General features: G+C 59.4%; 13 protein-coding genes and 1 pseudogene. 3 read left to right on the forward strand and 11 right to left on the reverse strand.

Features of this window, described 5'->3' with window-relative positions; genetic code table 11:
- The first annotated feature begins 82 nt into the window (after nt 1-82).
- On the forward strand, nt 83-691 hold the full coding sequence (locus MSM1_RS19100) for a UbiX family flavin prenyltransferase (protein WP_307857441.1): 609 nt from the start codon (nt 83-85) through the stop codon (nt 689-691).
- A complete protein-coding gene (locus MSM1_RS19105) occupies nt 691-2,289 on the forward strand; it encodes a UbiD family decarboxylase (RefSeq protein WP_213445333.1) in 1,599 nt (532 codons plus the stop codon). Before MSM1_RS19100 ends, MSM1_RS19105 begins: the two co-directional genes overlap by 1 nt.
- A 204-nt stretch (nt 2,290-2,493) precedes the next feature.
- Here MSM1_RS19105 and MSM1_RS19110 read toward each other — a convergent pair whose 3' ends face one another.
- Entirely contained in the window at nt 2,494-2,745 is a 252-nt protein-coding gene (locus MSM1_RS19110) for a hypothetical protein (protein ID WP_213445335.1), read from the reverse strand.
- 101 nt (nt 2,746-2,846) lie between these two features.
- Between MSM1_RS19110 and MSM1_RS19115 the strand changes: the two genes are divergently transcribed.
- Nucleotides 2,847-3,994, forward strand: a protein-coding gene (locus MSM1_RS19115; RefSeq protein WP_213445337.1) for an IS3 family transposase whose coding sequence is annotated in 2 segments (ribosomal slippage) — nt 2,847-3,114 and nt 3,114-3,994 — 1,149 coding nt in all. Because the reading frame shifts where the segments join, the coding sequence is not laid out codon by codon here.
- 110 nt (nt 3,995-4,104) lie between these two features.
- Here MSM1_RS19115 and MSM1_RS19120 read toward each other — a convergent pair.
- From MSM1_RS19120 to MSM1_RS19165, 10 genes and pseudogenes are all read right to left on the reverse strand, one after another.
- A pseudogene (locus MSM1_RS19120) lies at nt 4,105-4,920 on the reverse strand (IS1634 family transposase); the annotation flags it as partial.
- A 50-nt stretch (nt 4,921-4,970) separates the two neighbouring features.
- A complete protein-coding gene (locus MSM1_RS19125; RefSeq protein WP_213445340.1) occupies nt 4,971-5,864 on the reverse strand; it encodes a cyclase family protein in 894 nt (297 codons plus the stop codon).
- Between the two features lie 106 nt (nt 5,865-5,970).
- The gene (locus tag MSM1_RS19130) at nt 5,971-6,351 is read right to left on the reverse strand and encodes a Rieske 2Fe-2S domain-containing protein (RefSeq protein ID WP_236056904.1); all 381 of its coding nucleotides are present in this window, start codon (nt 6,349-6,351) and stop codon (nt 5,971-5,973) included.
- A 248-nt stretch (nt 6,352-6,599) separates the two neighbouring features.
- The gene (locus MSM1_RS19135) at nt 6,600-7,049 is read right to left on the reverse strand and encodes a hypothetical protein (RefSeq protein WP_213445776.1); all 450 of its coding nucleotides are present in this window, start codon (nt 7,047-7,049) and stop codon (nt 6,600-6,602) included.
- Between the two features lie 121 nt (nt 7,050-7,170).
- On the reverse strand, nt 7,171-7,581 hold the full coding sequence (locus tag MSM1_RS19140) for an SCP2 sterol-binding domain-containing protein (RefSeq protein WP_213445342.1): 411 nt from the start codon (nt 7,579-7,581) through the stop codon (nt 7,171-7,173).
- Nucleotides 7,582-7,640: 59 nt separating this feature from the next.
- Entirely contained in the window at nt 7,641-8,666 is a 1,026-nt protein-coding gene (locus MSM1_RS19145; RefSeq protein ID WP_213445344.1) for a toluene hydroxylase, read from the reverse strand.
- On the reverse strand, nt 8,659-8,964 hold the full coding sequence (locus MSM1_RS19150) for an MmoB/DmpM family protein (protein ID WP_213445347.1): 306 nt from the start codon (nt 8,962-8,964) through the stop codon (nt 8,659-8,661). Before MSM1_RS19150 ends, MSM1_RS19145 begins: the two co-directional genes overlap by 8 nt.
- A 228-nt stretch (nt 8,965-9,192) precedes the next feature.
- Nucleotides 9,193-9,471 carry a toluene-4-monooxygenase system B family protein gene (locus MSM1_RS19155; protein WP_213445349.1) on the reverse strand — a complete coding sequence of 93 codons (279 nt, stop codon included), beginning with the start codon at nt 9,469-9,471 and terminating at the stop codon, nt 9,193-9,195.
- 244 nt (nt 9,472-9,715) lie between these two features.
- A complete protein-coding gene (locus MSM1_RS19160) occupies nt 9,716-11,179 on the reverse strand; it encodes a YHS domain-containing protein (protein WP_236056907.1) in 1,464 nt (487 codons plus the stop codon).
- A 163-nt stretch (nt 11,180-11,342) separates the two neighbouring features.
- The gene (locus MSM1_RS19165) at nt 11,343-11,660 is read right to left on the reverse strand and encodes a YdhR family protein (protein WP_213445354.1); all 318 of its coding nucleotides are present in this window, start codon (nt 11,658-11,660) and stop codon (nt 11,343-11,345) included.
- Between the last annotated feature and the right edge of the window lie 501 nt (nt 11,661-12,161).

Consider the following 12,161-nt stretch of genomic DNA (forward strand, 5'->3'; position numbering starts at 1 on the left):
GGTTCTCACCGCAGTGTTGGAGATGGCGCACACGATCCCCGCGAATATTTTATGCGTGCTGTGACGAAAGTCCGTTGAACCTGTGAGCGCCCAGGTCAAATTGGTCGTTGGTATCACCGGAGCTACCGGCTCGGCACTGGGAATTCGTTTGCTTGAAGTGCTCGCGGAAGTGAACGTGGAGACGCATCTGATTCTCAGCGATTGGGCAAGGGCGACCATCAAGATTGAGACCGACTATCGCGTAGATGACATACGGCGGCTCGCGTCATTTTCCTATAGCAACGGCGATTTAGCTGCCTGCATCTCCAGCGGATCATTCCAAACCAACGGGATGATCATCTGCCCGTGTAGCATGAAGACGCTGGCAGCGATCCGGCTCGGCTACAGCGACAATCTCATCACGCGCGCTGCGGACGTCACGTTGAAGGAACAGCGCAAACTAGTTTTGGTCCCACGGGAAGCGCCGCTTAGCGAGATCCACTTGGACAACATGCATTACCTCGCTCGAGCCGGTGTCGTTATCCTGCCCCCCACGGTCGCCTATTACATGCGTCCGAAGCTGATCGAAGAGATGACCGACTACGTAGTGGGTCGCGTGCTTGATCAGGTCGGCATCCAACATTCCCTGATCGATCGTTGGAGAGGCGCAAAGGGGCGGCATAATTCGCCCGCAACATTCGAGGAGGACTGATGAGCGAGACTTTGACCAACGAGCCCAGCACGGACGCTAATGTCACCGATGGACCCGACTTGCGCAGCTGGCTGGAAACGCTTGACGCCGCTGGTGAGGTTAGACGTGTCCGCGCGCGCGTCGATTGGGAGGAAGAGGTGGGCGCCATCACCCGCGCGAATCTCGCCCTCGCTGGCCCGGCGCTGATATTCGAGCACATTGCCGGCTACGAAGCAGGTCGCTGCACCAAGCTGATGACCTGCGGGCTCGGCACCAAGCGCAAGGTCGAGCTCATGCTCGGTCTGGCCGAGAACACCAGCGACAAGGACATTGTGCGGCACTTGAAGGACACCTTCCGCAAGCCCGTCACGCCATGCGTCGTCGACACCGGTCCGGTCAAGCAGAACATCCTGCGCGGCGACGACATCAATCTCTGGGACTTGCCGGCTCCCAAGTGGCACCGGGCCGACGGTGGCCGCTACATCGACACCTTCTGCGGCGTGGTCACCGCCGACCAGGGCGGCTTCCGCGAGAATATCGGCATCTACCGCGGCCAGATCATTGGGCGTGACAAGATCGCCAAGTTGCTGGTGCCGACCCAGGGATGGGGCGCCCATTTCCAACAGCACCAGCAGCGTGCAGAGCCGATGCCGGTCGCGGTTGTGTACGGCTGGCACGACGCATTGCCGTTCTGTGCCGGTAGTCCGTTTCCTAAGCATGTCAGCGAATGGGACATGATGGGTGCGATCCTCGGCCAGCCGGTCGAGCTCGTGGCGTGCGAAACCGTGCCTCTGCACGTACCGGCCAGCGCTGAGGTGGTCGTAGAGGGCTTCATCGATCCGGATCCGGCCACGTTCGAAAACGAAGGTCCGTTCGCGGAGTATCCGGGCTACCTCGGCGGCTCGCCGTCACCCAAGCCAGTCCTGCGCGTCACGTGCATCACTCACCGCGATGACCCGATCATGCGGGGCTCGCTGGAGGGCTGCCGTCCCGGATTTCCCACCGAGGACTCCATGCTCTGCGCCTATGCCTGGTCGGCGATCGCGTGGAACATACTCGAGGATGCCGGTGTTGGGGGAGTCACCGACTGTTGGATGCCGCCCGTGTCGACGGGTACCAACATCGTGGTCCAGATCCACAAGATGTACCGCGGCCATGCTCAGCAATTGGCCGCAGCGCTGTGGGGTACTGGCGCTAGCCAGTGGTTCTGGAAGAACGTCATGGTCGTCGAGGAAGACATCGACATTCGTGATCCGGTAGCGCTGGACTGGGCGATGGCATTTCGGGTCAACGCCGGTACCGGCGATATCGTATTCTACGGCCCGACTTTCGGTTCACCGCTGGATCCCTCGGTGCCGCCAGAGAAAGCGAACGTGGGCAAGTACGGCAGCGGCGAGTGGACCCGGGTTCTCGTCGACGCCACCCGCAGTTGGGAGTTCGAACGCCGCCCCGAATTTGGGCACCGGCGCTACCCGCCGCTCAACAAGCTTGATGCCGAACTGGAAGCCAAGATCAAGGCTCGCTGGGACGAGTACGGGATCGGCATCCCTTATCTCGACGTCGAGCAGCGTGAAATGCTGACCATGGCGGAGCTGGCCAAGCGGTTGCCCGAGGTATGACGCCCCAGCTGTTACGGGTGCCGATGGTCAGAGCGAATCAGAGCCTGACAATTGGTCGGCGTGAGGGGCTACGTGACGAATGGCCCGGTCGCTCTGATTCCGGCAGCCGAGGTCATCGCGACGCATCACGACCGTAATGCATCAAGTCAAGATGCCCGCGAAATCTGATCCATGCATCACGTAGGAAATGCCTGCGAAACCGGGTCAGCTGGCTGCCTTGCGCTTGACGCGGATGCCCGCTTTGACGTCGGGTAGGGCGGTGGGGATGGCAGCGAGGTAGAGCTGGTCGGTCTTGTCCTTGGCGAGCTTGAGAAGGGTGGCCTGCAGGTCGGCGATCTGGCGTGCGATCGCCGCCGGGTTGAGGCTCGCGTCGTAGGAATACTTCGGGTTGCGTGGCCGGCGAGGTGCTTTCGCAATCTGGCAGCCCGCTGCCGGCGGTTGGGCGGCGAACCTCAACCGGCGCCGAGCATTGTCCCGCTGGCGTGTCCCCGGTGCATGAGTCCGCCTTGTTTAGAGTCCTGTGGCCCCGGGTGGGGCCGGAAGGGACGATGAATCACATGGCGGGTCGGAAGAAGCATTCCGCTGAGGACGTGGTCCGTAAGCTGCGCCGGGCGGACGAATTGGCCGCGGCGGGCAAGACCAACGAAGAGATCGTCGCCGAGTTGGAGGTGTCGGCGGCGACGCTGTACAACTGGCGCCGCGCATACGGTGGGATGGATCTCGACGCCGCGAAGGAGCTCAAAGAGCTGCGGGAGCAAAACACTCGCTTGAAGCGGCTGCTGGCTGAGGCCGAGCTGGAAAAGGATGCCTTGCGGGAGGTGGCCAAGGGAAAATTCTGAGCCCGGCTGCCAAGCGGAGCGCCGTAGACATGCTCAAAGAGGTCAAGGGCATGTCCGAGCGGCTGGCGTGCAAAGCGGTCGGGCTCGCCCGCTCCACCTACCGCCGCGTCCCTGTCGCGCAGACCCCCGCTGACCCTGATGCCCAGCTGCGCGAGTGGCTTCGTGACTACTCCGCTCAGCACCCGTGTCACGGGTTTCGGCGCGCGTGGGCGGCGCTGCACCACGACGAGCATCGAAACGTGAATAAAAAGAAGGTGCACCGCTTGTGGAAGGAGGAGGGTCTGCAGCGCCGTGTGCACAGCCCGCGCAAACGCGCAGGCCAGTCGTCGTGGCCGGTGCAGGTAATCGCTGATGCGCCCAAGGTGGTGTGGGCGATCGATTTCCCATTCGACTCCACCATCGACGGCAAAGCGGTCAAGATCGCATCGATGATCGACGAGCACACTCGCGAACCGCTGCTGAATATCGTGGAGCGCTCGATCACCGCTGAGCGGCTGATCGCGGAGTTGGAAACGTGTTTCACCGCCGCTGGCGGCCCGCCGAGAGTGCTGCGGATGGACAACGGCCCTGAGCTTATTTCCCAAGCGCTGCAATCGTTTTGTTCAGGGAAGGTGAGGTTGTCCTACATACCGCCGGGAGCGCCGTGGGAGAACGGCTACATCGAATCGTTCAACAACCGGCTGCGAAGGGAGTGCCTCAACCGCAACCACTGGACCAACCCGCTCGAGGCCCGCGTCGTCATCGGCGACTTCAAGCACGACCATAGCCATCGGCATCGTCACTCGGCGCTGGGCTATCTGACCCCGGCCGAGTACGCTGCCCGATGCAGCCACACCCGTCACCCCGTGGCCTGCGAGATCAACTGAAAACCGGTATCAACACAACCTGGCTCCAAAACCGGGTGGTGAAGCCTCCCGGGTTTCAACACCCCGGCAACGACGCGCCAACCCGGCCTACGCCCTCATCTGCGAAGAGCCCGTTTGACCGGCAGGTGGCCATCGACGACGCGTTGGGCCTTGGCGACCTGCTGGTCGATGCCGCGCAACGTCTTTCGCGCCCGGTCGTGCCGGTACTGGTAGTGGATCACTCGATCCGGGATGCCGCGGGCCTTTTCGCCGCTGGTCGACGGCCAAGGCTAGGTGAGCACCAGCTCGTCGGGGATCGCCTCGCCTGCGTGCTTGTCGCGCCATTCGCGGACCACGCCGGGCAGCGATGGGATCCGCGCGCCGAGGATGTCGGTCAGCCCGGCGTGCAGCGCGACCTGGTTGGCCTCCGAGATCATCGCGGCATCAGCGACCACGGTGACATCGGTGAGCTGATGGGCGGTCTTAAACGCGTTGATCACCGCCACCATCGTGGCGGTCTCGGCCCGGTTGCCTTCGAACGCTGTGACGTTGAGTGGCAGGCCGCTGGCGTCGGTGAGCAATCCTACCGTGATCTGCGGATCCAGCCGCCGCTCCGTAGAGAATCCAGGTTCGCACAACCCGTCACCGGCATCGGTCTCGAAATGCAGCGTGGTCACGTCATACAGCACCAGACTGGCTGGACCCAACGGGGCATGGGCCGCGCATGCGGTTAAAAGCGCGTGCCGGAATTCAGGTGTGGCGAAGACCGGCAGACGCCGCTTAAGGGCGCGGTAGGCCACCGGCTCGACTCCGGTCTCCTCGAGCACCCGCAGCGCATCGACCTTGCTGGTCGGCTCGATGATGCGCGCGCCGACCAGATCGCGAAACACCTCATCACCACCGGTGGCGCTGCCGAAACCCAGTACTCGGTAGGCCGCGCACTTACCCGATCGACACACCACGCAATCAAGACACTACGCAAGGCAGCGGGCGGGGCTTAGACGACTGCGATCGCCCTCACCGGGGATGCGGTCGCGCCGACGAATTTCACGGGCAGCAGGATGAAGCAAAAAGCATGGATGTTCTCCCGAAGCACGTTGTCGAAGTTGACATTCTCGATGAGATGCACGCCCGCTTCGACAAGGGTGTGGGTGTGCACGGGAAAGATGCGTCCCCGGGGGTTTGGAAGCACTTCAACGGCCATCGAGTCCGCGCCGATCGCGCACACCTTCTGCGCGGTGAGATACCTCGCGGCGTCGGCGTCTATACCTGGTTCTGACGCGGTGTACTTGTCGTTATCTGTCATGAAAAAGCGTCCCCAGCCGGTTCGGATCAGCACCACGTCCCCCGCTTGCAATTCGATGCGTTGTGCCGCGAGCGCCCGCTCCAACATATCGACCGTCACTGTTTCGCCACCCTCAAGATAGTCCCGGCCGGCGGCGTTCGCGACGTCTGCAACCACGCCCCGCGTTATTAATGGTGGCATTTGCTCGATACCAAATCTCTTGAGGCCCCAATTGGTGGCATTGTCGCGGTACGGGAATCCGTTATGCATCTCATCGCCGATTGTGAAATGACCGAGCGCGTCGACGTGCGTACTCGTGTGCATGCACAACTCCACTCGCTCGGTGAACACACCGACGTCATCGTCGCTTTTCAGGTGTTCCTTCAAGAGCGGTCGCGTGGTGTCCGGGACCGACCACATGCCCATTAACATCGGGGGAATGAAAGGCTCTAGCGTCGGGTGACCGACTTGGACGTTGTGGCATAGCTCAAGGATTCGACCCGCCTTTATTGTCTGAAGCGCCTGCAGCGTTACCTCTGGCGTGACGTAGTTCGTTGCTCCTCGCTGATCCTCACGCCCCCATGGCAATTGACTTAACTGCGTCACTTGACCGCCCTCCTCCAATTCTTCTTATTGTCCATCATTTTTGGAAACCAGGCTCGTGCCCGTGTCTCTTATGTCAATACTCACGGGCCGACAGACAAACCGACCCTCACGTTTCCTGATAACGGTAGTAATGAGGCTGGCCATCCTGCGGGATACCGATGCGCACACGTCCGTCGATGACCTGCACGCCGTAGCGGTACAACCGGCAGCCCGCCGGATTGATTCCCACGCCGGTTTTCAAATCAAACTCCCAATCGTGTCCCGGACACCGCAGCCTGGACGCATCAGCATCCCACGGCCCATCGGCCAGCAACATCTCCTGATGAGGACACAGCCCCTGATAGGCGGCAAAGGACCCATCCAAGTGGTGAACAATTAGCACCTGCTCGCCGTCGACCTCGGCGTCGATAAGGTCACCTTCCCACAAATCCTCGGCTTCGGGAACTTCAACCCAATGCACGGCTGGGTCAGACATCGCCGCGCTCATGACCCACCTTCCAACACACGCGCCAATCCGAACGGCGAAATGGCTGCGAGAGCCTCATGTGGTAAGCATCACACGTCGAGCGGGTACCACTACCATTAACAGCTCCTCTCCTGTAAATGGCGGGTTGTCGATTCCCCATCCACCGCCATCGAAATCACTATTTGCCCGCAACGTTAAAAGTCCTTAGCCGCAAACCAGCCAGTTACACCTATACCTAAACCCCCTATACCTAAACTTGTGAGCCCGCATCACGGAGCGACGGAGACGAGCGCGATGAATCGCAGCGCCGTGACGGCGTGGATCAACAGACCCTTGACCACCAAGCGGTGGACCAGGATAGCCCCGAGCACACCCATCCCTCGCCTGGTGAAGAAGCCAACCGGCAGCAAGCCTCCCGCTTTCATCGCTAACTGCGACACGTCGAGAATCTGGTTAACCGTCGCCTTTACCGTCACACCCGGGCGGCCAACGACACCGTTATGTACAACAGCCTCGCTGCCACCGAATACGATAGTCGCCACCCCGCCGGTATCTGTACTCACAACAGCAACCGGGCGCCCCATCCGCCGCGCCAGCTTAACACGTTTCGGAAAGGCGTCAAGATTCTGCTGAAGCAACGTTGCCAGTATGTTTGCAACGCCATTCGGGCTTTCATCGTATAGCCTCACCGAGTATTCGGCCTCTGCCTTTTTTCCCACGGCGGCTCCTAATATGCTTATTATCACTCCAGCGTTGAGCGGATGCAAAAGCTTGAATCTGTTGTCCGACACATACTGATGCTGCGTCACCACGCAGGCAGCGAACCCCGCCAATACTCGATCAGACGTCCCAGTCGGTGGGTACTTGACCCCAGCTTCGAAGGAACGCATTGAACGCTGAAGCGTTCTCAATCGCCGCGGACATCGGGCCCTTCTCAAACTTGATCTTTCCAGCCATCAGCAATACACCACCCTCGCTACGCCCTTCAGCTGCTTCACGCCAAGTCTCCACGCTAGCGTTGATGACGAGCGAAAGCTCATCCTCACCGTATTTTGGCGGGCCCCAGTAATCTAGCTTGCCTTGATTCCACTCCAAATGGGTCGATAGATCGCGATCGGAACATCCGAATGCCATCTTCATTGTGAACGCTTTGGGATCTTTAAATCCATCATAGATGGCTTTGGTCTCATTCGTGACTTTTTGCGCTGCAACGCACCACTCCGGAGAAAATAGCTTCAATGCGTTAGCCATGTTGCCACACACCCTTCCATTTCAGCTGACAACAACTGCATCCACGTCGTAAATCAAGTTTACGCCAAGCCGCATCCATGCAAATAGTCATCGTAACCGTCGATAACAGCACGTAGCGTCTCACCGGCAGCCGGCGAGCTGGGTGCCCGTTGCTCAAGCTCGGTCAATGGCGCAATGCCCTCGGTGACGAGGGGGCGCCACTTTGCAATCCAATCCTTAAGCAGTCGACAATGTTTGGGCTCACGCTCGACGGCATAATTGACCAATGCCCGGCTCCAGGCCCGGCTGCGGTCACTGTCCAATGCAAATTCATCACACATTAACCCGAGCAGCTCGTCACCGTTTTGGCGCGCCAGCACGCTCAGAGCGCGGTTAAACCACTCATCGAAAATCGGTTTGGCCACCAGGTTTAACGCTGTAAAAGCTTCCCCCCAATCGTATGCGGTGAGCATGGTTTCGAATGCCTTACGAAGCGGCTGCCACCAGTCGCCGTCTTCCCAAGCCCGCCGCGCCTTATGGCTACTCGCGATGTTTTCTGGTGACTCGTGCGAGAGCGATAGAGCCTTCGTGCGATACGCAATCCATTGGATCCTCCGCAGCTCATCAGCACCCTGAAAGTGAGCAGGATTCGCAATATATGCTGACGGTGACATCTGGCCGACGTACATCGCAGTCATTTGCAGCACATGGATCGGAAATCGCGCTGGAATAAATGCGGCATCTAAAAACTCGACCCATTGCTGGCCCAAAGTCTCGTCATAATCCCGCTGCTCGAATTCGTCGATGAGGCCGTCCATGTACGTCTCTCGCTGGTGTTGCAGGGTGACGTATGCGCGATAGGTAAGCGCATGAGGATCGCGGAAATCCTCCCAGGAAGACACCTGGAATGGCGACTGTTCACGGTGTCGCAAATACCAGGCGTTGATCGGTGCTTGCGGATCGATCTCGAAGGGTGCCGGTTCCCAGCGGAAATCATAATGAAACTGTCCCGTCAACACTTCGTATTCGGTTGGGCGACGCCGCAGAGAGCCGAACCTGCTCCACGTGCGCAGCCGTCGGGCAGACTTCTCTTGCTGCTCAGTCATTTGCTTGCTCCTTGATCAAGTACCAGACCAACTCTTCCTCATCTCCCCGCATGCGTCCTGCGAATGACGCCATGACGGGTTCAATCTCAGCGAGGCTGACCTCCCGTCCCAGCTTTTCCTCGAGGGTGACGCGGCGTAGACGGCATTCATCGGGGCAGGACACCCGAACGTATCCCCCCCGGTCTATAATCTCAAGCGGGCGATCCGAATTATCTTCTTGCAATGCCATCAGCAACGCTTCTACAAGTTCCGCGTCAGCGGCCTGCAATACGGGTCCCACATCCTTTCGTTCGGACATATATATACCTGCCTAATCGTTTCGTAGGGAATGGTTTAGTGGTGGTGGTTGAGGTCCCGGTCCGTCGTGTCCAACCTGCTGTTAGTCGATTGGCTTGTGTTCCCCATGCCGGCGGGACGTTATGTGAGATACCGGCGAACTCGAGCGATTGAGCACCGCCTGCGGGAGCAAACCGAAGTCCCACGCCCCATCGGCACGTCAACATTCGGCACCTGACTCCAAGCACTGTCAGGCACGCTGCACGTCCCAGCGGTCAACTTCATCGGCCCACATCACGTCCACGACATCCATGGGTCCAACACCCGCGGCCGCGAGCGTTGTGTCGGGATCGAGGACCTTTCCCTTGAACAATACCGTCTTCGCTTGCTGGCGCGCCGGCAACCGCCGGCCAACGACGTGATAGGCAACCTTCTCCGCCGCTTGTGCGACCGTGTCCTGGTCATCGACCGGCACAAGTAAGGGCGCGAAATCTCCGCGGAACCACCCTTGGATAGGTAACAATGCCACTATTGTTCCATCCTGTTCATGTTCATCCCCTAAGTGCTGTATTCAAGTAAGTATTCTGTATTCAAACAATTGTCACGTCTTTTGTATTGTGTATTGGTAACCGTCCTCCCGGGTCGGATCGACGACCCGGGAGGATGGTTTAAGGTATCAGGCCGCAATAGCACCACCCAGCAGCCTGGGCAAACATCGTGACCCGCCGCGACCGCGGGACGCGTCGAATCCGCGGCGGGTCACACATGGCCATCTACCCCGCGGCGGCACCGGCCGATTCGTAGGCCCAGTTGTAGCCGTCCGCATCCTGGCCGCTCTCCTCCGGAGATACGCCCATGTACTGCAAAGCGCCCTCCATCGTCGGCGGTTGCACGTATCCGGCCAAAAACCGATCGAGGATATTCAGGTGACCCGCATACCGTTCAGGGGCCTGCTCAAATATCCACTGGCACGGTTCTGAACAGAACTGGTATTTCCGTCCGCCGTACTCCAGTGTCAACGGACCCGGAGTCTTGCGGTATCCGCCGAGGAACCCCGCTGGCGCCACGACCGGAATCTGACACATGTTGCACATGGTGGGAAGCGTTTCTGAGAATGTGCTGTCCGCTTTACCCGCTCGAATAGCGGTAGCGCTTTCATCCCAGTATTGGCCGAACAGCGATGTCCAACCGGGGTAATGCTGTTCTAACCATTGCCGTTCCGCTGACGACATCCCCGCATGCGGACTGAACCAGATGGTGGCGCGCCAGTACCACAAGCCAAGAGCAATAGCGTGGTGCCACCAGTTGAGATCAGTCAAGAAATGATCATCCCAATACCAGGGTTTCTCCAGCCCAAACGAAGTGATCTGATCCAGGAATTGCTTGCCAATCCACTCCTGGCAGAATTCCTTAAACGGCATCTCTCGCGATTCCAGCGGTGTGTAGTAATCCATCGACGGCCCAGCGAGCAGCGCAAAGAGCCGCCAGTTTCGCCAGAAGGCCACGTCGATGAGCTGCTGGGCCTCTGCCTTCTTGCCATTGGCCAGGAGCACCTTGAGGGTCGGCTCGCCCTGTTGGGCATGGCGGGCCTCGTCGGTTTGGATGCTCGAGAGAAGAGATCCGAAGCTGACATCACCCACGCGCATGGCCTCGGCTGCCATGCCCAAAAATTGCAGGTTGGTGAATCCGGTCTCCGTCGCGAACGTGAGTTGGATAGCGGTGCGCACCGCATCGTTGGCAGTAAAGATATCGTCATCGAAGCTGCGGACCGCAATAGCGCCCCAGTCGTTCGTGTGGAGCAATTTGTGCGCCCAGTCCATCCGCGGTTCCTTCGGCAACAGCCCGTAGGCGAAAGCGGCCTGGATTTGCCCGTGTCGCGTCTCGTCGAGCGTGCCGTATGTCGCCGTGTTCCGCCAGGCAGCCGCCCTGCCGAACCGAGCCATCCGCGACTCGCCCATCGTAATCGCATATTCGGGCATTGCGATGGCGCCGTAGTGTGCGGTGATCGCCGCTTTCCATCCGGGGTCAAGCTTCTCGATCAGACTCGACCTGGCCACCGCCGCGTTCACCGCGTACACCATTGCTTCTTTTTCGGCTTGATTGTGCGCGTATTCGCGATATGCCACCTTGTAGGGCTCATCCCAAGCCCACCATTCCGACAGTGGTATGCCAAAGTCGTCGGACATTTCTCGCGGAAATGCGGCTTCTGGTGTGACATACCGCAGCGACCAATTCATGTCGCGGGTTAAATCGTACCATTCATGTCGTGCCAAACGTGGCATTCGATATCTCTCCTCGTGTGAGTTGGACTTTGACCATTGTGACCTGGATCATTATTCAGGAATCATCGTAGGTGACTGAAGTTAAGTTCGCCGCTCTGCTGATTCTCCTCTCATTCGGTCACGGCCCGGGTCGAATTACTTTGTATCGTGTATTATCCACAAGTATCGGGACGTCGAAATCTGATGCTGTAGGGGCGACCCCCCATATCGCCGGTATCTGATTCTTCCATCGGTCTGACGTGACGAATTCGTTTAGTGTTTGTTCATTCTCGAAAAGGTACACTGCACCGAATTTTTTTGCCTCTGGATTCAACAGATAAGCTTTGTATACGAGCCCGGGCCGTTTAAGATAATTATTCACTCCTTTTTCCGAGCTCTCGAGAATCTTTTGTGTGTCAAAGTCGGGAAGCTCGAACGACGTGATGAGGGCCTTCATGGAGATACTCCTGTGCGTCCAGTAGTGAAAGGTGGTTGATCATGTAAATGGTTGACGGCTGATTCGTAAGCTCGTCGTCGCTTGCCGGTGAAAGTCCGGTCCGGGTAGCTGTCAGGAGGCCCGGTAGCAGGCTGGCGGTGTCGTCTGGAAACGGGCGGGGTCGAAGCCCAGCGTCGAACGCCCCGGTTATCGGGGTGTGCAACCGAACGGTCCGTAACGTGAAGTGAAGCCTGCCGCGTCGTTAAGCGATCAGGGAGTGCCGAGCCCGGAGGAGAAGGGCGAAGGCCATGGAAGCGGTGAAGATCCTGGAAGTGCAGCCGTGAAGGACTCCCCGGCCTAAGGGGCTCGGAACGTTCGGATAGTGGTGACGGGAACTGGAGAGGCCCTCCCCGGCCCAACCGACTGCGTAGAGCGGTTGGAGCGCGGCGACCTATAACCGGCGACGAGCCGGGAAGTGGAAGCCAGCCGGGGGCCACTCCACAGCGACGCGCTCCGAGCGCA

The sequence above is a fragment of the Mycobacterium sp. SM1 genome (assembly GCF_018361265.1).
Lineage (GTDB): Bacteria > Actinomycetota > Actinomycetes > Mycobacteriales > Mycobacteriaceae > Mycobacterium.